Here is a 19,259-nt window from a genome sequence, read left to right on the forward strand (position 1 = left end):
TTCAAAAATTTGCGTTTGTAACTGACTGCCTGTGCGCAGACGATGAAGTCTCTTGCTCACCACAACCGCCGTGCTGGCGGAGGAGTTAATGTGGGATTTTTAAGCGGATTGTTCGCCCGTATTGCCGGTCAGAAACCGGAACAAAGTACGGAACAGACATCACCTCATGAGGAGTTTAAAATGGCAAAAGTACTGGTTCTTTATCATTCTATGTACGGTCATATTGAAACAATGGCGCAGAGTGTTGCAGAAGGCGCACGCAGCGTTCCAGGTGTTGAAGTCACGATAAAACGCGTTCCTGAAACGATGCCAGAAGAAGCCTTTAAGGCTGCCGGTGGCAAAATCGGTCAGACGGCGGAAGTCGCCTCCCCCGCAGAACTTGGCGATTACGATGCCATCATTTTCGGCACACCAACCCGCTTTGGCAACATGACCGGCCAGATGCGCACTTTCCTCGATCAAACGGGCGGCCTGTGGGCCAAAGGCGCACTGGCAGGCAAAGTCGCCAGCGTATTCAGTTCCACCGGCACCGGCGGCGGCCAGGAAATGACCATCACCTCCACCTGGACCACACTTGCTCATCACGGCATGATCATCGTGCCAATCGGCTACACCACCCCTGAATTGTTCGATATTTCACAGGTCCGCGGCGGGACGCCTTATGGCGCGACCACTATCGCCGGTGGCGACGGTTCACGTCAGCCAAGTGCAGAAGAGCTGCGGATTGCCGTGCATCAGGGTAAACACGTGGCGACCATTGTCAGTAAACTGGTCAGTTAAATAAACGCATAAGATAAGGCGCAGAAGTGTGCGCCTTTCATTCGTTGTCGTAAGCACCTCATCACAAGTTCCTTTAGTAGGTTCAGCACTCTTTCCATGACTAAAAAAAACGGCCCTTGCGGACCGTTTTGTCTTGAGCGGAGATTACGCCTGTTTTACTTATTTACCACGCGATGCAATGATGTTTTCTGCAACATTGCGCGGTGCTTCGGCATAGTGATTGAACTCCATGCTGTAGGTTGCACGACCTTGCGACATCGACCGCAAAACGGTGGAATAACCGAACATTTCCGACAGAGGAACTTCGGCTTTGATAATTTTCCCACCACCGCCTGCTATCTCCTCCATGCCCTGCACCGTACCGCGACGCGACGACAAATCGCCCATCACGCCACCGGCGTACTCTTCCGGGGTTTCCACTTCGACTTTCATCATCGGCTCGAGGATAACCGGATCTGCCCGTTTAGCTGCTTCTTTGAAACCAAAGATGGCCGCCATTTTGAACGCCATTTCCGAAGAATCGACCTCGTGGTATGAACCGAACGTCAGCGTCACTTTGACATCGACCACCGGATAACCGGCCAGAATGCCGTTGTTCAGCGCTTCCGTGACCCCTTTTTCTACAGCCGGGATATAGTCGCGCGGCACCACGCCACCTTTAGTCGCATCGACAAACTCAAACCCCGTGCCTGCCGGCAAAGGTTCGAGCGTAAAGACCACATGACCGTACTGACCTTTACCGCCAGACTGACGCACAAATTTCCCTTCCACATCTTTCACCGTTTTGCGCACCGTCTCGCGGTACGTGACCTGCGGTTTACCGATGTTGGCTTCCACGCCGAACTCACGTTTCATGCGGTCAACGATAATCTCCAGATGCAGTTCGCCCATTCCGGAAATGATCGTCTGGCCGGATTCCTCATCAGTCCGGATGCGGAGCGACGGGTCTTCTGATGCCAGTCGTGACAGCGCGATGCCCATTTTTTCCTGGTCAGCCTTAGTCTTCGGCTCGATGGCTTGCGAAATCACCGGATCCGGGAATTCCATACGCACCAGCGTGATAATGTCGCTGGGGTCACACAGTGTTTCACCTGTCGTCACATCTTTCAGGCCCACACAGGCCGCGATATCACCGGCACGGATTTCATCTATCTCGATGCGGTCGTTGGCATGCATCTGCACGATACGCCCGATGCGTTCTTTCTTGCCGCGCACCGGGTTGTAGACGCTGTCGCCTTTTTTCAGCACGCCGGAATAAACACGGACAAACGTCAGTTGCCCGACATACGGGTCGGTCATCAGTTTGAACGCCAGCGCCGAGAACTTCTCGTTATCGTCGGAATGACGGAACACTTCGTTGCCGTCCTCGTCCGTACCGGCAACCGGCGGAATATCCAGCGGCGACGGCATCAGTTCAATCACAGCATCAAGCATGCGCTGCACGCCTTTATTCTTGAACGCGCTGCCACACAGCATCGGCTGGATTTCCCCGGCGATGGTGCGCAGACGCAGACCTTGGGTAATTTCATCCTCCGTCAGCGTGCCTTCTTCAAGATATTTATCCATCAGCGCGTCGTTGGCTTCCGCAGCAGCCGAGACCATTTTCTCGCGCCACTCTTCCGCCAGCGCCTGCAACTCTGCCGGGATCGCTTCATAGGTAAAGGTCATACCTTGTGTCGCGTCGTCCCACAAAATGGCGCGCATTTTGCGCAAATCCACCACGCCGGCGAAATGCTCTTCTTTACCAATCGGAATAACAACCGGTACCGGATTGGCTTTCAGGCGATCCACCATCATCTGGCGGACACGAAAGAAATCTGCGCCCTGGCGGTCCATTTTGTTGACGAACGCCAGACGCGGCACTTTGTATTTGTTGGCCTGACGCCAGACGGTTTCAGACTGCGGTTGCACGCCGCCCACGGCGTCATACACCATGACCGCACCGTCGAGAACGCGCATGGAACGTTCCACTTCAATAGTGAAATCCACGTGCCCCGGCGTGTCGATAATATTTATGCGATGCTCATCGAACGAGTGATCCATCCCGCGCCAGAAACAGGTGACAGCAGCAGACGTGATGGTAATACCGCGCTCCTGCTCCTGAGCCATCCAGTCTGTGGTCGCACCGCCGTCATGCACTTCTCCCAGCTTATGGTTCATGCCGGTATAGAAAAGAATACGCTCGGTGGTGGTGGTTTTACCTGCGTCGATGTGTGCTGAGATACCGATATTGCGGTAGCGCTCGATTGGCGTTTTGCGAGCCATATAACGTCCTTACTGGTTGATGGCTAAGTTGGCGGAGAGTGGTTTTCACGTCCCGTCACAAAGTAATGAGTACTAAATTTCTTAGTTCGGAGAGTATACTACAATTGTACGTGTATATTCGTACAATTAATTTATTCTATCGATGAAATTGGTCAGAGGCCGTCGCGTTGTACAGCAGCAGAGGGATAGGCTATATTGCGCGGCCGCGTTAACACACGTCTAAGTAAGGAAAGTCCGATGATAGCCAACCACCCTGAACGCGAGCAGATCCGTCTCGAAAATGTGCTGACTGCGCTGGGAAATCCGCTACGTCTGGCGGTGATCCGCACCTTAGCGAAAGGCGGTGAACACCCGTGCGGCACCCTTTTGCAGGGCTTATCGAAATCGACGCTGACTCACCACTGGCGCGTGTTGCGTGACAGCGGCGTGATCTGGCAGCGCCCGGACGGACGCGCTAACTTACTTTCCCTGCGCCGTGAGGATCTGGACGCCCGCTTCCCCGGCCTGCTCGATTGTCTGCTCAGCGCCATCGAATCCGACGGCATTACCGTCGAATCCACGCAAAAACACATCTCCGAGCAACACCTTTAATCTCCGGCCAGCTGCTTTCTGACCAGCTGACAAAACGTACTTATTATAGACGATGCATGGCTGTCTTCCCGCCGTGCGAGATATAACGGCGCGCTGAGCCGCGTACTGGCATCCAGCGGCAAAAACACCACGCCGTCGCCACCGAGCCGCGTCATGGACGCCGGAACAATCGAAATCCCCAGCCCCGCGCCGACCAGACTCAGGCACGACGTCAGCCGTGGCGCTTCCTGCACAATATGCGGGCTGAATCCGGCGCGGACATACGCCGCAAGTATCGCATCGTACAGCCCCTGCCCGGCGCGGCGACGGTAAAGCACAAAGGGTTCGTTGCTCAGTTCTTCGAGTTTCAGCGACTGACCGGAAACCCGCGCAGCCAGCCGGTGTCCGGCGGGAACAGCGACCCACATTGGCTCCTCCAGCACCTTTTCCATCTCCAGCTCCGGCATGTCTTTGACCGGCATGCGCACAAACGCCACGTCAAGTTGCCCGGCCACCACGGCTTCCAGCAACTCGCCGCTGCCGCTTTCCTCAAGCTGCGTGCTGACAGACGGATAAATCTCGCGATACCGGCGTAACAGGGCGGGCACAAACGTATGTAATGCCGCCGAGCTGGTGAACCCAATCCGGATGCGCCCCTGTTCGCCCTGTGCCGCGCGGCGCATCGCTGCATTCAGTTGCTCCGCCCGCGCCAGTACGGCGCGCGCTTCCTGCAACAACACCTCACCGGCTTCGGTCGGGATCACCCCGCGCGGCAAACGCTGCAATAAAGGCACGCCGAAATCCTGCTCCAGCCCCTGCAACAGGCGCGTCAATGGCGGCTGCTGAATAAACAATAGTTCGGCAGCGCGGGTAATACTGCCGGCTTCCACCACGGTGACAAAGGCGTTAAGCCGTTTCAGTTCGATCATTGCCATACTCACAGGGTATGTATCCGCGTTATTAAAGGCATTAGACATCATGTCACGACTGCGCGCATGATCCGTAACGAAATTTACGCCTCTGGCGGCTTTGAATTACATTTGAGGGAGAGTGTCGAGATGGCCGATTACACGCAGGAAAAAATCATGCTCAGTACCGAAGACCAGACTGCGCCCGCACCCGATTGCGGACAACTTTTCATGGGCTTTTTCATTTTGGGTCTGACGGGCTTTGGTGGCGTACTGCCGATGGCACGGCACATGCTGGTGGATAAACGCCGCTGGCTGACCGCTGCACAATTCACCGAATTGCTCGGGCTGTGCCAGTTTTTGCCCGGCGGTAATATCATCAATTTGTCGGTCGCATTGGGGATGGAATTTCGCGGGCTGCGCGGTGCGCTTTCCGCCATTCTCGGACTTATTCTCGCGCCGACGATTTGCGTCGTGCTGCTGGGTCTGGTCTATGCGCGTTATCAGAATGAGCCGCTGGTAGAACATCTGTTCGCCGGTATGGCCGCGGCGGCGGCGGGATTACTGTTATCCACGGGCCTCAAAATGCTCGCGCCGCTGTGGGGTAAATGGCTGCAACTGGCACTGGTCGCCGCGGGCGTCATCGCCATCGCCGCGTTCCGTATCCCGATGCTGCCGGTCATGCTGGTGCTGGCACCGGTCAGTATTTTTATCTGCGCAAGGAGTAAATACTGATGGCCGTTTTACTCTCACTCGCCCTGCTGTTTACCGAGCTTTCGCTGCTGGCGTTTGGTGGCGGAAATACCATTCTCCCCGAGATGCAGCGCGCAGTTGTGGATATCCATCACTGGATGAGCGCGCAGGAATTCAGCGCCCTGTTTGCCCTGGCGCAGGCTGCGCCGGGCCCGAATATGATGATCGTGCCCCTGATTGGCTGGCAGGTTGCCGGGTGGTCCGGGCTGCTGGTTTCTTCGCTGGCAAAATTCGGCCCGTCTTCCATCGTGACAATTATCGTCATGGGCGGCTGGAAGCGTTACAAAGATAAACCGTGGCGTCAGCTTATTCAGCGCGGGCTGGTGCCGGTCACCGTCGGGCTGGTGGTCTCCAGCGGATTGTTAATCGCCAAAGCCTCCGCCACCACAATGACCCTCGCCGGTGTGATTGCGCTGTGTACCCTGATGGCGCTTAACAAACGCATTCACCCGCTGTGGGTGCTGGCGGTGGGCGCGGTATTGGGGATGGTGCTGGGCTGAATTATTTTACGGGGCGCAATGCCCCTATCACCTGAGGATTTTTATTTGCGAACCCGGTCGCAATATCCAGCCCGCAAATAGGTTATTGATCGATGATTGAGTATCTATATATATCAATCATTAAGGATGATAATGAAGATCAAACCTCTGAGCCTGGCTGTTTCTGCCCTGCTACTTTCCTCCCCGCCCGTTTTCGCCAGTGAGACTCAGCCTGAACTCAGCCAGCGTGAAACCACGTTACTGACCGTTGACGGCCTGAAATTCAAAGACCTCAGTCACACCGGCAAACTTGAACCCTATGAGGACTGGCGGCTGACGCCTGAAGAACGCGCAGCGGATCTGGTAAAACGCATGACGCTTGAAGAAAAAGCCGGTGTGATGATGCACGGTTCCGCGCCAACGGCTGACAGCCCGATCGGCGCCGGTACCCATTATGATATCGCAGCGGCGGAAAAAATGATTTCCGGGGCGAAGGTCAACAGCCTGATCACCCGCCTTTCCGCTGAAGACCCGGCGCTGATGGCCGAAGAAAATAATAAATTGCAGCAGATTGCTGAAAAAACGCGGCTCGGTATTCCGGTGACTATCAGCAGTGACCCGCGTAACTCGTTTGAATATCTGACCGGCGCGAGCACGGCTTCCGGCAAATTTACCCAATGGCCGGAAACGCTCGGGCTGGCGGCCATTAATAATGAAAAAGTCACCCGCCGTTATGCCGATATTGTGCGTCAGGAATACCTGGCAGTCGGCATTCGCGAAGCGCTTTCGCCGCAGGCGGATCTGGCAACCGAACCCCGCTGGGCGCGCATCAGCGGAACTTTTGGCGAAGACCCGGCGCGCGTGCATAACATGGTGCGCGGTTACATTGAAGGGATGCAAAACGGCGGCGATGGTCTCAATTCCGGCAGCGTCATTTCGGTGGTCAAACACTGGGTCGGTTACGGCGCAGCGGAAAACGGCTACGACAGCCACAATGTCTACGGCAAGAACGCCGTCTTCCCCGGCAATAATCTCAAAGAACATATCTACCCGTTCACCGGCGCGTTTGAAGCCAACGTCGCCAGCGTCATGCCCACCTATTCCATCCTGAAAAATGCCATGTTTGAAGGCAAACCGCTGGAACAGGTCGGTGCCGGATTCAGCCATCAGTTACTGACCGATATTCTGCGCGGGCAATACGGTTTTAAAGGCGTGATCCTCAGCGACTGGCTGATCACCAATGATTGCAGCGATGAATGCCTCAACGGTGCGCCGGAAGGAAAAGAACCGGTGCCGGGCGGCATGTCGTGGGGCGTGGAAAACCTGACGCCGCAAGAACGTTTTGTTAAAGCGGTGAAAGCCGGTGTCGATCAGTTCGGTGGCGTGACCGATTCGCAACTGCTGGTGAACGCGGTTAATGAGAAACAGCTGACAGAGCAACGTCTGGACGAATCCGTCACCCGCATTCTGGTACAGAAATTCCAGACCGGCCTGTTTGAAAATCCGTATGTGGACGCACAGAAAGCGGTGCAAACCGTGGGCCGCGAGAGCTGGCAGAAAGAAGCCGATGCGGCGCAACGTCACTCCCTGGTTTTGCTGCAAAATACCGGTGACCTGTTGCCGCTGAAAAAAGGTAAGAAAGTCTGGCTGTATGGCATTGACCCGAAAGCCGCACAGGCCGCAGGTTTCATCGTGGTGGATGCGCCCGAAAAAGCGGATATCGCGTTGATTCGCGCCCATACGCCTTATGAGCAAACGCATAAACAGTGGTTCTTCGGCAAACGTCACCACGAAGGTTCGCTGGCCTTTACGGATGACAACGCCGATTATCAGGCCATCGTGAAAGCCAGCAAAGCAGTGCCGACCGTGGTGACGGTGTATCTCGACCGCCCGGCCATTCTCACTAACGTGAATGACAAAGCGAAAGCGGTTATCGGTAACTTCGGCGTCAGCGACGCGGTGCTGTTCAGCCGCCTCACCAGCGGTGAGGCTTACACCGGCAAGCTGCCGTTCGAGCTGCCTTCATCGATGGAAGCCGTTTTGAAACAGAAGTCGGATATGCCGCACGACAGCGAATCACCGTTGTTTGAGATTGGCTTTGGTCTCGCCCGGTAAACTGTCTTTCAACTTCCTGCCGTCCCGGCATCTGCCGGGATGGTGCTTTTGAAAACTGGCCCTGTTCCCTCCGGTTCTCCCGCACATTTGTAACAGACATCAGCCCGCAAAACTTTCCCTCTGCTCGTTAAACAAACAAAAAGGCCATTCATTTCATGCGGATAAAATGTCGCCACTTCACACTTTTTGCAGAAAGTTCACTTGAATTTGTAAAATAACAATGATAACAATTATCATTAAGTTTAACATTCGTCTCGTTTTAGTTAATCCCTGTCATTTTCTGTACAGGCGCTTTAGTACGGAACGTTGTTGGCTTTTGGGTTTACACACACGCATCAATACACTCGCATCAATTAATTACTCGATTATTTATCGGGTTATTTATAGGGACTATGAATATGTTGTTGGCTTTCCCCCTCAAACGCTCGGTGCTTCTGTGCGCTATGGCGCTGTCCGTTCCGGCAGCTTCTCTTGCAGCCGAAGATACCGTCGTTGTCAAAGCCGCGCCTGCTGATACCGCAGATGCTCCGACGCAGGGTTACAGTGCGAAAACCAGTAAAAGCGCGACCAAAACGGATCAGCCGTTAATCACTACCGGTCAGGCGGTTTCTGTGGTCACGCGTCAGCAAATGACTGACCAGAACGCCACGACCGTCAATGCGGCCCTGAACTATACGCCGGGCGTTTTCACCAACTTTGCCGGTGGTGCAACGCGTTATGACACCATCTCCCTGCGCGGTTTCCACGGCGGTGACGTCAACAACACTTTCCTTGATGGCCTGCGTATTCTGAGCGACGGCGCGACCTACAACTCCATTCAGGTTGATCCGTGGTTCCTTGAGCGTATTGATGTGGTCAAAGGCCCGTCTTCTGCGCTTTACGGCCAGAGCATCCCCGGCGGTGTGGTGATGGAAACCACCAAACGTCCGCAATTTGCCGAAGAAGGTCACTTCCAGCTTTCCGGCGGGACGCAAAACACCAAAGGCGGCGCGTTCGATTACACCAATGCGCTCAGCGATACGCTGGCATTCCGTCTGACCGGTATGACCCGCAGCAGCGACACGCAGTACGATCATCAGCGCGAAGAACGTTATGCGATCTCCCCGCAACTGCTGTGGACGCCGGATGAAAACACTTCCCTGTTGCTGCGCGCGTATCTGCAAAAAGATCCGTCCGGGGGTTATCACGCCGCCGTTCCGGCCGACGGCAGCCTGTATGGCCAGAAACTGAGCCGTGGCTTCTTTGACGGCGAAAGCACCTACAACCAGTTCAAACGCTGGGAACAAATTTACAGCTACGAATTCCAGCACACGTTTAACGATGTCTGGTCATTCCGCCAGAACACAAACTACACCCATTCCAATACCGAACTGGATCAGGTGTATCAGGCAGGCTGGAACGCGGATCGCACGCTGATGAACCGTTACTATTCCGGTGAGAAATCGTCCCTCGATACGTTTGCTATCGATAACCAGCTGGAAGCTGATTTCGCCACCGGAGAAGTCGCGCACAAAGTGGTGCTGGGCTTTGACTATTCTCACTTCATAAACGACGTGAAATCTGACGGCGCTTACGCCGAAACGCTTAACCCGTACACCGGTGTGGGCGGCGATGCGCTGGATTACTACAGTCATTCGCGCGGCAAAAACCGTTACGAGCAGATGGGCACTTATCTGCAAGATGAGATGAGCTGGAACAAGTGGTATCTGACCCTGTCAGGCCGTTACGACACCCTGAAAACGTCGAGCCGCAGCTACGAAAGTATTTACGCGCAAACCTCCAACAGCGAACGTAAAGACGAACACTTCAGCAGCCGCGCTTCCCTGCTTTATGCGTTCGACAACGGGATTTCTCCGTACGTCAGCTACAGCCAGGCAATGACGCCGTCTGCCCTGCCGGGCGCAGATGGCACGCTGCTGAAACCGATGCAGAGTGAGCAATACGAAGCGGGGATCAAATACCAGCCGGTGGGTACGTCCGATATGTACACCGCCGCGCTGTATGACCTGACGCAAAAAGACGTGGGTAACCGCGTGGTTGTGGGCAGCTACTACGAGCCGGCGGGTAAAATCCGTTCACAGGGTCTGGAACTGGAAGCCAAGAAACAGGTCACCGAGCGTTTCAACGTGATGGCGGGTTATACCTACAATAAAGTCCGTATCCGCGACGCGGCGGAAAACAACGGCAACACGCCGTACGTGACGCCAAAACAGATGGCTTCCATCTGGGGTCAGTACAACACGCCAATCGGTGTGGATCTGGGCGCTGGCGTTCGTTACATCGGCACACAATGGGCGGATAACGAAAACACCCGTCACATGCCTTCCGCAACCCTGGTTGATGCGTCACTGCGTATGAATCTGGTGCAGTTCAATCCGCAGCTGAAAGGCGCGTATGTGCAGCTGAACGCCAACAACCTGTTCGACAAGAAATACGTCGCGGCCTGTTACGGCACCAGCTATTGCTACTGGGGTCAGGAACGTACCGTGGTCGCCACTGTCGGTTATGATTTCTGATAGCTTTTTTCAGCTCATCCCCCTGCGAAGGGGGAGGCTGGGAGGGGGTTTTAAGGGCTAACACCTTGTTTAAGAAAACCTTAACTTTTTGATTTAGAAATTAATACCCTACCCCAACCCTCCCCTTCGCAGGGGAGGGAGCGATTCTGAGAGTTTATTCTTCCGGCAAATTTAGCCGCGCCATCAGCGCTTTCTTCGCACTTTCCAGCAACGCATCCGACGCCTCGCGATCGGGTTCGCATCGCGCCAGCGATAAACTGCCCATCAGCTCCGAACTGACTGACACCGCCGTCGTCTGCGGATCTTCCACGCCCATTTCAGTCAGCTGCCGGATAATCATGCCGCGGATTCTTTCAATCCCGCGCGCAAATTCAGCCTGACAAGGTGCCGACATGCGGGGCGTTTCTGACGCAAGCGCGGAAACCGGACAACCCTGCGCGCGGTTGTCGCGATGCCACGGGGAAAGGTAGAAATCGATATAGCCCGCCAGTTGTTGCTGCGCGGTCAGTCCCTGATTATTTTTCTCCCAGCGCAGCATCACCTGATTAAACATCTGCTGAATGGCGGCTTCGATCAGGGCGTCTTTCGAGGCAAAGTGCGCATAAAACCCGCCATGTGTCAGCCCGGCTTTGCTCATCACGCCCGCCACGCTGACCTGCAACGGCCCTTTGGCGCGGATGGCTTTCGCAGCTTCCTTCACAATCCGCTCGCGGATTTTAGGCTTATGTTCACTTTCGTAGCGCATAGTAAGACCCTGATAATCGAATAAATTGCCGCCTCAGTTTACCTGACCGGTTCCGTTAACGAAACGCGCGCATCGACAGACAGACCCGGCCTCAGTGCGCTGGCTTCCGGCTGACCGGGATCCAGACGAATACGTACCGGCACGCGCTGGACAATTTTGGTGAAATTGCCGGTGCCGGGCTCAAACGGCAGCAGGGCAAACGTTGATCCGGAACCGGGCGCAAGGCTGTCCACTTCCCCGCGGAACGTCACGCCGGGCAACGCATCCACCTGCACATCGGCTTTCTGGCCGGGCTGCATTCTGCCGGTCTGTGTCTCTTTAAAATTGGCGGTGACGTAAATCCCTTCATCGGGCACCAGCGCCATCAGCCGCTGGCCGGGTGTCACATAATCGCCGACCTGCACCTGACGGTTTCCGACCACGCCATCCACCGCCGCAAAAATTGTCGTATGGTTGAGATCCTGCTGCGCCAGATCTTCTGCCGCCTGCGCTTTCACCACCGCCGCATTTGCCAGCGCCAGCGCCGCTTCAATTTCAGCGCGCTGCGCGTGCGTCACCGCCGCCTGATTTTGCGCGACATTCAGCATGGCAGCCGCGTGTGCCGAGGTCTGTTCCGCCGTCACCGCCACGGTTTTATAGCGATCCGCATCATTACGGGACGTCGCGCCACTGACCGCCAGCGACTGATACCTTTGCTGCTCGGCCTCGGCGTGCTGTTGTTCGGCTTTCGAGGAGCGGATGGCGGTTCGCGCCGCATCGATTTGCGTCAGCGCCAGCTGTTCCTGCGCCTGCTGGCTGAGCAGCGCCGCCTGCTGCTGCGCGACCTGCGCACGGGCATCATCCAGATCGCCCCGCGCGGCGGCCAGACGCGCCGTAAATTCTTCGCTGTCGATAAGCACCAGTTTATCGCCGGCATGAACCTGCTGGTTATGCCGCACCAGCACTTGCGACACAAAACCTTTCACTTTTGGCGCAACGGTGGTCGCGTCGGCCGTCAGATACGCATCGTCGGTGGATTCTGAAGAAGGCGCCGCCATCAGCCAGGCCGCCCCGCCGAGCGCCACAGCCAGCGCAACCGCACTGACCACCCAGATACGTTTTGATCGCTTATTCACTTTTGACTGCGGGGGGACAACCTCACCACTCACTGTTGCTTCGCTCATTTTTTCTCGCACCTCATTGCATGATGGATATCATATTAATATGATGATCATCATATAAACAAGTCCCGGGATCTCACAAAAATGTCAGCCACCCTGAATCACCCCGCCGCGATCTCGCCAGCGGATTACCCGACATCACGCAAGTTTCTGATTTTCAGCATAATGGCGTTCGGCATGTTTCTGGCGTTGATCGACATTCAGATCGTCGCCGCTTCGCTTAATGATGTCCAGGCCGGGCTTTCCGCCGGGCCGGACGAAATCAGCTGGGTGCAAACCTCATACCTGATCGCCGAACTGGTGATGATCCCGTTCTCGGCATTTCTGGCGCAGGCGCTTTCGACCCGCTGGCTGTTCAGCGCGTCCGCCGCCCTGTTTACGCTCAGCAGCATCGGCTGCGGATTGTCTTGGAATATTGAGTCGATGATCTTCTTCCGCGCGTTGCAGGGCTTTACCGGCGGCGCGATGGTGCCGACGGTTTTCGCAACCGGCTTCGCCATGTTTCAGGGCAAACAGCAGGCGATCATTCCGGCGATCCTCGGGATGGTCAGCGTGCTGGCACCGACGCTTGGGCCGACCGTGGGCGGCGTGGTGACGCAGGTTCTCGACTGGCGCTGGATCTTCTTCATCAACATATTACCCGGCGTGCTGGTGGCGACCGGCGCGGTGATGTTCATCCACGTCGATAAAGCCGATTTTTCGATGCTCAAACGTATCGACTGGGTGCATTTATTTTCGATGGCCGTCGCTCTCGGCTGCCTGGAGTACGTGCTCGAAGAAGGCCCGCGTAAAAACTGGTTCAGCGATCCGCAGATCCAAATTTCAGCCTGGTTTTCGCTGGTGGCCTTTGTTCTGTTTCTCGAACGTTCCTTCTATTCCAAAAACCCGATTGTACGCCTGACGCCCTTTCGCGATCCGACCTTTACCTTCGCCTGTTTATTCAATCTGGTCGTGGGTTTTGGTTTGTACGCCTCGACCTACCTGACACCGGTTTTCCTCGGCCGTATCCGTGATTTCAACAGCCTGGAAATTGGCACGACGGTCTTTGTCGTTGGCGTCGGGCAGTTTTTCAGTACCCTGATCGCCGCGAGATTAATCAACCGCGTCGATCGCCGGATATTAATCACTGTGGGATTATCCGGTTTCGCGCTGAGCTTATGGCTGACGACCGCCGTCACACCTTACTGGGGCGCGGAACAGTTTTTCTGGCCGCAGGTCGTGCGCGGATTATTCATTATGTTGTGCATCGTGCCGAGCGTGAATATGGCGCTGACTGCCTTTCAGGGGCCGGAACTGCGCTATGCCTCAGGCTTGTTTAACCTGATGCGAAATCTGGGCGGCGCTGTCGGTATTGCGACGGTGAATACCTGGTTGCAGGACTGGACGCGCGTTCACGCGGCGCGTTTCGGTGAAAGTCTTGGGCAATACGGCGACCACGCGCAGGACGTGATTGGATCGCTGGCGCAAAAAATCGGCCACCTGACGCCGGACACCGCACACGCGTTGCTGATGGCTAAAGGTCTGTTCGGCGCAAAAGTGGCGGCGCAATCCCTGACGCTGGCTTTCAACGATATCTTCCAGGTCATGGCGTGGATGTTCATTGCTGCGCTGGTGATGGTGCCGTTTTGCCGTAAATGAGGGTGGAAATGTGAAGCAATTGTGCAGGCAGCCGCAAAAAATGCGGTTGCCGGAGGGAACTTTTCGAACAGGGTGAGAAAGCTTTGGCCTGTTTGAAATAAATCCTTATAATTGGCGGCCCTGAAATGCGATTCGTTACAGTTACTGAGTCCCTTTCAAGAGCTATGTGCAAGTACACTATTCCTCCGGGCGGAAACTTCCGCATCGGGGGGAAATCAACATCCTGACAACAACTGCCAGTGTGGCATTAACGACCAACGAAAATATGAAAATGAGCATTCGCGCAATCCTTACCCTGGTTTTGGCAGTTGCTGCATATAGCCAGGCGTCTTTTGCTGTGGTCTATCCTCTTCCGGCGAACAATGGTCGTCTGGTCGGTGAAAACATTACGGTAACCGTTCCGCAGGGCAGCAGCCTGCCGCTGGAACATTTTGCAGCGCAATACCAGATGGGTTTGAGCAACATGCTCGAAGCCAACCCTGGCGTTGACCCGTTCCTGCCAACGCCGGGCACCGTGCTGACCATTCCTCAGCAACTGATCCTGCCGGAAACGCCACATGAAGGCATCGTCATCAACAGTGCTGAAATGCGTCTGTATTACTACCCGAAAGGCACCAATACCGTTGTCGTTCTGCCAATCGGTATCGGCGAACTGGGCAAAGACACCCCGATGAACTGGGTGACGACTGTACAGCGTAAAAAAGCGGGCCCGACCTGGACCCCGACTGCAAAAATGCATCAGGAATATGCCGCCCGTGGTGAGTTCCTGCCAGCAGTCTTCCCTGCCGGCCCGGACAACCCGATGGGGCTGTACGCGCTGTACGTTGGCCGTCTGTATGCGGTTCACGGTACCAATGCCAACTTCGGTATCGGCCTGCGCGTAAGCCACGGTTGTGTGCGTCTGCGTGACGCAGATATCAAATGGCTGTACGACAATGTGCCGCAAGATACCCGCGTTCAGTTCATCAACGAGCCGGTGAAAGCCACCGTTGAGCCGGACGGCAAACGTTATATTGAGATCCACAACCCGCTGTCTTCCAACCAGGAAGAGTTTGATTCCCAGCAGCCGATTCCGATTACGCTGACCGGCAGCGCAAACACCGTTGCATCATCTCCGTCTGTTAACCAGACTGTAGTTCAGCGCGCAATCGAGATGCGTGCAGGTATGCCAGTGCAAATCAACTAACATTGATTGGTTGCTGACTTAGAAAGCCCTGAAACTGTTTCGGGGCTTTTTTTTGGGATTTTTTTAGGGGTTACCCTAGGAGCCGTTTTCATAAGCTTAATTGAGAAGGTTTTGGTTTTTCACTGGCAGTGAGGCCTTTAAAAGGATCGAGAAAATTTCGGTTTTTTAGTGGCAGTGATCACGCAGCGGCTGGCGTTTGCGGCACTAGCCGGAGTTGCTGAAACATGGCCAGCGAGCGGTAGCGCGCAGTAAAAGAGCCGGAGATTCTTAAGAGGCGCGGCGACAGGCGCCTCTTAAGGCCAGTTTGGGTGGCAACCCAAAGTGTTGAACTCAGGAATTCAAAAGCCCCCTTTTTCCTCCCCAAGCTCCCACAATTTCCGCCGAATCAGCTGTTTCAACCTTAACGCGGCCTGTGAAGCCGGCTGATCTCTCCTGCTCAGCAGGATCACCTCAAATGGCAATGCTTCCACGACGGGCACAATCTTCAGCTGATCGACGTATCGCCGGGCGGTAAACGTATCGACGACGCCAACACCTCCGCCTGCCAGCACCATGTCGGCAATCACGGAATAGGTTTTGATGAACAACGCGGAATGCGGCATCAGGCCGTTCTCGCGCAGGACGCGGTTGAGCACCTGCCCGAGCGGATCCTGCTGCTGGAGCATCAGTAAGTCGTTTTCACACAGCCACGCCAGCGATACCGGGCCTTCGACCTCAGCATCTTTCGGTAATAGCGCCACCATGTTGGCCTGATAAATCGACTCGGCCACCAGTTCCTGCGTGGCCTGCTCGCCGAACGCCAGCGCAAAATCCATTTTGTATTGCAGCAGATCCTGACTCAGCGTGTTGAAATGCCCGGTCACCAGTTCGACGCTACCGCCGGGCGTCTGGCGGCGAAAATCCACCAGCACCGGTGCCATCACGCTGTGCCCCAGCGCGTGCGCAGAGCCGATGCGCACATGCTGGCCCTCGCCCTGACGCAGCTGCTCTGCCAGTTCGCCAATCGCCTGAATATGGCTGAACAACGCCTCGACTTCCGGCATCAGACGGCGGCCTTCGGGCGTGACGATCAGTCCCTGAGGCGTGCGGTCAAAAAGCGTGAAACCCAGCTGCTGCTCGGCGTGGTTCAACACGCGGCTGACGTTGGGCTGCGAAACGTTGAGCAGGCGCGCCGCGCCGCTGACGCTTCCCGCCTGTAAGACCGCCTGAAAGACTTCAATGTGGCGTAAGCGCATTTATTTCTGCGTCGTCGCAAGGTAAGAAAATGCGCTTAACAGGCTGATAATATTGGCAACGTTCGGGCTGTGATAGCCGACGGTGACGGCGTCGATGCGCTCAACGCCTGGGATCAGACTGAACAAGTCGGCCAGAACCGGTTTGGCGGCCATCAGCTCCAGATGGTACGGCCCGCTGAATCTTCCGGCGGTGAGCGGCGCGGGTTTGCTGACGGCAATCGTCGCCTGCTTACGGATTTTGGCGCAGGCAATTGACGGGCTGTCGGATTCGGCGGCATTGGCGGAAATCGCGCGTTTTACGCAGACGTACTGGGATTCCGGGTAATGGCGGCGGATCCAGGTTTCGAGATGATCGTCGCCGGTCACCAGCCATAGCGGAACATTCAGTTCGGCACCGGCGGCGGCATACAAATCACTTTCGCCGACCACGTTGCCGTTGAGTTTGACGCGATAGAAGGCGCGGCCATTAATCGTATGCGCCAGTACGCCGTTTTCTCCGGCGGCGGTGTGATAGCCGACAAACATCAGGCCGTCGTATTGCTGCTGTTGCAGGCCTTCAACCATCGATAATCCGCGCGGTTTGCCCTGTACCAGACGGGCGCGCGGGTCAATTTTGTCCGCACGCAGGTTCTGCATCATGGCGTGGCTGTCAGCGACCGTGACTTCGGTTGCGCCACCGGCAAATGCGCCGTCAATGGCAGCATTCACTTCGCCTTCCATCAGCGCCCGCGCGGCCTCGTAATCCGCATTGCCCGGGCTGCATTGCTCGGGGCGCATCACACCCGCAATACCTTCGATGTCAGCAGAGATAAAGATTTTCATATTGGGTTCCCTTTCAGTTTATTTGCTCCTCTCCCTGTAAAGGTGAGGTCGGGAGGGGGTTTTGCAAACGACTACTTTGCCAGATTATCAAGGAGATAACTCAGCCCCAGCCGGTAATGTCCGTCGAATCCGCAGACGGTTTCTGCATTCAGTAAGGCATCAATAATAGCGTGTTCTGTAGCATCTGCCGCGCACGCCAGCAGTGGTTCTAATTTCGCATCCGCCAAGGTGACACCGTCACGTTTTGTTGAAAGTGCCAGCGCGATATCACCCGAACCGTGGCCCCAGTAGCTGCCCAGACGCCCTAACCCGGCACCGGCGCGTTTAGCGATCCGTCCGAGCTGGCGGCTGTCGAGATAACGGTCGCAAGCCATGATGATAATGATGGAACCGGCGTCTACCTGCGGAGCAAGTTGTGGATGGATATGCGCGATGGCGTCCCCGACGCGCACGCCGTCGAGGGTCAGTTCGGACAACTTGCCAAAATTCGCCAGCACCAGCACGCCGAGCGTAGCGTTGAGCTCTTCACACCAGCGCGACGCCGAGCCAATCCCGCCCTTCAGACCAAAACTGCTCATGCCACGCCCTGCTCCCACGCTGCCACGGGCGAATGCTTTTGTCGCGCCGTCGAGTGCGGTCAGCGCGTCGTCTTCACTGACCGCCATCGCCTGAATATCGTTAAGATAGAAGTCATTACATTCGAGGATCACCGGATTAATGGTCGCGTCCGGTCGGCCAATTTGGGGAAACTGTTCGCAACTGCGTTTCACCAGCGCGTTGAACAGGGTGCCGGTGGCGAAGGTGTTGCTGAGCAGAATGGGCGTTTGCAGTTCGCCCAGTTCCATTATCTGGATCAGCCCCATCGGTTTGGCAAAACCATTCAACACCGCCGCACCGCACGGCAACGGGTATTCATAAAGATTATCGCCCGGTGGCACAATCGCGGTGACGCCGGTCTGGATATCCCCTGCCGCCAGCGTGCTGTGGCCGACGGTCACGCCCGCGACGTCGGTGATGGAATTGGCCGGCCCGCAGGGAAAACGCGGGTGGAAGATCTGACGCGTTTTGCGCCAGCGTTGCAGCAAGGCCGCCAGCGCCTGCTGCGTGAATTCATCTTCATTATCTTGCGGGTGCATCAGTCTTCCGTTTCATGTCATGAGTTCAGTCAGAAATTACTTCTTCAGTTTAGGATCGAGCGTGTCACGCAGCGCGTCGCCGAGCAAATTAAACGCCAGAACCGTGAGGAATATCGCCAGACCGGGGAAAACGCTGACATTCCATTTGCCCGCCATCATCATGTTACGGCTCATCGCAAGAATGTTCCCCCACTCCGGCACGTCCGGCTCAGGTCCCAGACCGATAAAACTCAGGCTGGCGGCGGTGAGAATGCTGGTGCCGATACGCATTGTAAAATAGACAATCACATTCGACAGCGTGCCCGGCAGAATGTGGCGCAAAATCACCACGCGGTCAGGCGCACCGACGCAGCGCACCGCTTCTACGTATGCACTTTGTTTGATGGATAATGTTGCCGCGCGCACGATGCGGGCGAAAACCGGTACGCTGAACACCGCCACGGCGATAATCACGTTATTCAGGCCGGGGCCGAGAATGGCGACAACGGCTATCGCCAGCAACATACCGGGAAACGCAAACAGAACGTCGGATCCGCGCATGATCAGCATGTCGGCCCAGCGGCCATAATAGCCTGCCAGTAACCCGAGCAAAACACCGGCAATCATGCCCAGCGTGACCGAGAAAATGCCGACGTAGAGGGAAATCCGTGCGCCATAAATAATGCGGCTGAGCACATCGCGGCCTAAATCATCGGTGCCAAACCAGTGTTCCGGCGTCGGGCCGACGCCCAGCGCCATCCAGTCAGGCGTCATCGGATCATAAGGCGCGAGCCACGGCGCAAAAATGGCCACCAGGATCAGCAACAGAATAAATCCGCCGGACACCAGCGCCATCGGATGACGGATAAACGTCTGAAAAAAGTCGTACCACGGCGAGCGGATATCATCACTGTGCGGGGCAACCGCTGCCGGTTGGTTTTCTCCAGGCACTGAGACAGGTTCGGTCATTTA

16 protein-coding genes are annotated in these 19,259 nt (G+C 56.0%); 8 read left to right on the forward strand and 8 right to left on the reverse strand.

What is annotated here, in order from left to right:
- Window positions 1-180: 180 nt before the first annotated feature.
- Window positions 181-780, forward strand: coding sequence for an NAD(P)H:quinone oxidoreductase (wrbA, locus tag GW579_RS04590; RefSeq protein ID WP_165057815.1), 600 nt, complete (start codon window positions 181-183; stop codon window positions 778-780).
- 159 nt (window positions 781-939) lie between these two features.
- Here the strand turns inward: wrbA and fusA are convergent, their stop codons facing one another.
- Complete coding sequence (gene fusA, locus GW579_RS04595; RefSeq protein ID WP_165057817.1) at window positions 940-3,045, reverse strand: elongation factor G; 2,106 nt, start codon at window positions 3,043-3,045, stop codon at window positions 940-942.
- 237 nt (window positions 3,046-3,282) lie between these two features.
- Here fusA and GW579_RS04600 point away from each other — a divergent pair, with 237 nt between their 5' ends.
- Window positions 3,283-3,636 carry an ArsR/SmtB family transcription factor gene (locus GW579_RS04600; protein ID WP_152327037.1) on the forward strand — a complete coding sequence of 118 codons (354 nt, stop codon included), beginning with the start codon at window positions 3,283-3,285 and terminating at the stop codon, window positions 3,634-3,636.
- On the opposite strand, the gene GW579_RS04605 is transcribed toward GW579_RS04600, so the two are convergent.
- Complete coding sequence (locus GW579_RS04605) at window positions 3,633-4,550, reverse strand: LysR family transcriptional regulator (RefSeq protein WP_206738809.1); 918 nt, start codon at window positions 4,548-4,550, stop codon at window positions 3,633-3,635. The two genes, GW579_RS04600 and GW579_RS04605, sit on opposite strands and share 4 nt — an antisense overlap.
- 123 nt (window positions 4,551-4,673) lie before the next feature.
- Here GW579_RS04605 and GW579_RS04610 point away from each other — a divergent pair, with 123 nt between their 5' ends.
- The 4 genes from GW579_RS04610 (at window position 4,674) to GW579_RS04625 (ending at window position 10,386) form a co-directional block, all read left to right on the forward strand.
- Window positions 4,674-5,258, forward strand: a complete 585-nt coding sequence (locus GW579_RS04610; protein ID WP_152327198.1) for a chromate transporter — start codon at window positions 4,674-4,676, stop codon at window positions 5,256-5,258.
- Window positions 5,258-5,776: a chromate transporter gene (locus tag GW579_RS04615; RefSeq protein ID WP_152327036.1), complete on the forward strand. Its 519-nt coding sequence runs from the start codon at window positions 5,258-5,260 to the stop codon at window positions 5,774-5,776. The genes GW579_RS04610 and GW579_RS04615 overlap by 1 nt, the downstream gene beginning before the upstream one ends.
- 132 nt (window positions 5,777-5,908) lie before the next feature.
- Entirely contained in the window at window positions 5,909-7,870 is a 1,962-nt protein-coding gene (locus GW579_RS04620) for a glycoside hydrolase family 3 protein (protein WP_165057819.1), read from the forward strand.
- 398 nt (window positions 7,871-8,268) lie between these two features.
- Entirely contained in the window at window positions 8,269-10,386 is a 2,118-nt protein-coding gene (locus tag GW579_RS04625) for a TonB-dependent siderophore receptor (protein WP_165057821.1), read from the forward strand.
- A gap of 154 nt (window positions 10,387-10,540) precedes the next feature.
- On the opposite strand, the gene GW579_RS04630 is transcribed toward GW579_RS04625, so the two are convergent.
- Window positions 10,541-11,131 (reverse strand): TetR/AcrR family transcriptional regulator, encoded by a 591-nt coding sequence (locus GW579_RS04630; protein ID WP_152327033.1) that lies wholly within the window; start codon window positions 11,129-11,131, stop codon window positions 10,541-10,543.
- 38 nt (window positions 11,132-11,169) lie between these two features.
- On the reverse strand, window positions 11,170-12,294 hold the full coding sequence (locus GW579_RS04635; protein WP_165057823.1) for an HlyD family secretion protein: 1,125 nt from the start codon (window positions 12,292-12,294) through the stop codon (window positions 11,170-11,172).
- Between the two features lie 81 nt (window positions 12,295-12,375).
- Here GW579_RS04635 and GW579_RS04640 point away from each other — a divergent pair, with 81 nt between their 5' ends.
- Window positions 12,376-13,929, forward strand: a complete 1,554-nt coding sequence (locus GW579_RS04640) for a DHA2 family efflux MFS transporter permease subunit (protein WP_152327031.1) — start codon at window positions 12,376-12,378, stop codon at window positions 13,927-13,929.
- Window positions 13,930-14,194: 265 nt separating this feature from the next.
- Window positions 14,195-15,115 carry a L,D-transpeptidase family protein gene (locus tag GW579_RS04645; RefSeq protein ID WP_152327030.1) on the forward strand — a complete coding sequence of 307 codons (921 nt, stop codon included), beginning with the start codon at window positions 14,195-14,197 and terminating at the stop codon, window positions 15,113-15,115.
- A gap of 338 nt (window positions 15,116-15,453) precedes the next feature.
- Here the strand turns inward: GW579_RS04645 and GW579_RS04650 are convergent, their stop codons facing one another.
- The 4 genes from GW579_RS04650 to GW579_RS04665 form a co-directional block, all read right to left on the reverse strand.
- On the reverse strand, window positions 15,454-16,350 hold the full coding sequence (locus GW579_RS04650; protein ID WP_165057825.1) for a LysR family transcriptional regulator: 897 nt from the start codon (window positions 16,348-16,350) through the stop codon (window positions 15,454-15,456).
- Window positions 16,351-17,172, reverse strand: a complete 822-nt coding sequence (locus GW579_RS04655; protein WP_152327028.1) for a M55 family metallopeptidase — start codon at window positions 17,170-17,172, stop codon at window positions 16,351-16,353.
- A gap of 71 nt (window positions 17,173-17,243) precedes the next feature.
- A complete protein-coding gene (locus GW579_RS04660) occupies window positions 17,244-18,308 on the reverse strand; it encodes a P1 family peptidase (protein ID WP_165057827.1) in 1,065 nt (354 codons plus the stop codon).
- 36 nt (window positions 18,309-18,344) lie between these two features.
- Window positions 18,345-19,256, reverse strand: a complete 912-nt coding sequence (locus GW579_RS04665; protein WP_165057829.1) for an ABC transporter permease subunit — start codon at window positions 19,254-19,256, stop codon at window positions 18,345-18,347.
- Window positions 19,257-19,259: the final 3 nt, after the last annotated feature.

The organism is Rahnella contaminans (assembly GCF_011065485.1).
In the GTDB taxonomy this organism is placed as follows: Bacteria; Pseudomonadota; Gammaproteobacteria; order Enterobacterales; family Enterobacteriaceae; genus Rahnella; species Rahnella contaminans.

What these genes read in the sequence shown, in the direction of transcription:
- fusA (WP_165057817.1), bottom strand. Translation starts at nt 3,045, where the DNA reads ATGGCTCGCAAAACGCCAATCGAGCGCTACCGCAATATCGGTATCTCA.
- GW579_RS04625 (WP_165057821.1), top strand. Translation starts at nt 8,269, where the DNA reads ATGTTGTTGGCTTTCCCCCTCAAACGCTCGGTGCTTCTGTGCGCTATG.
- GW579_RS04655 (WP_152327028.1), bottom strand. Translation starts at nt 17,172, where the DNA reads ATGAAAATCTTTATCTCTGCTGACATCGAAGGTATTGCGGGTGTGATG.
- wrbA (WP_165057815.1), top strand. Translation starts at nt 181, where the DNA reads ATGGCAAAAGTACTGGTTCTTTATCATTCTATGTACGGTCATATTGAA.
- GW579_RS04620 (WP_165057819.1), top strand. Translation starts at nt 5,909, where the DNA reads ATGAAGATCAAACCTCTGAGCCTGGCTGTTTCTGCCCTGCTACTTTCC.
- GW579_RS04665 (WP_165057829.1), bottom strand. Translation starts at nt 19,256, where the DNA reads ATGACCGAACCTGTCTCAGTGCCTGGAGAAAACCAACCGGCAGCGGTT.
- GW579_RS04640 (WP_152327031.1), top strand. Translation starts at nt 12,376, where the DNA reads ATGTCAGCCACCCTGAATCACCCCGCCGCGATCTCGCCAGCGGATTAC.
- GW579_RS04650 (WP_165057825.1), bottom strand. Translation starts at nt 16,350, where the DNA reads ATGCGCTTACGCCACATTGAAGTCTTTCAGGCGGTCTTACAGGCGGGA.
- GW579_RS04635 (WP_165057823.1), bottom strand. Translation starts at nt 12,294, where the DNA reads ATGAGCGAAGCAACAGTGAGTGGTGAGGTTGTCCCCCCGCAGTCAAAA.
- GW579_RS04660 (WP_165057827.1), bottom strand. Translation starts at nt 18,308, where the DNA reads ATGCACCCGCAAGATAATGAAGATGAATTCACGCAGCAGGCGCTGGCG.
- GW579_RS04630 (WP_152327033.1), bottom strand. Translation starts at nt 11,131, where the DNA reads ATGCGCTACGAAAGTGAACATAAGCCTAAAATCCGCGAGCGGATTGTG.
- GW579_RS04605 (WP_206738809.1), bottom strand. Translation starts at nt 4,550, where the DNA reads ATGGCAATGATCGAACTGAAACGGCTTAACGCCTTTGTCACCGTGGTG.
- GW579_RS04600 (WP_152327037.1), top strand. Translation starts at nt 3,283, where the DNA reads ATGATAGCCAACCACCCTGAACGCGAGCAGATCCGTCTCGAAAATGTG.
- GW579_RS04615 (WP_152327036.1), top strand. Translation starts at nt 5,258, where the DNA reads ATGGCCGTTTTACTCTCACTCGCCCTGCTGTTTACCGAGCTTTCGCTG.
- GW579_RS04645 (WP_152327030.1), top strand. Translation starts at nt 14,195, where the DNA reads ATGAAAATGAGCATTCGCGCAATCCTTACCCTGGTTTTGGCAGTTGCT.
- GW579_RS04610 (WP_152327198.1), top strand. Translation starts at nt 4,674, where the DNA reads ATGGCCGATTACACGCAGGAAAAAATCATGCTCAGTACCGAAGACCAG.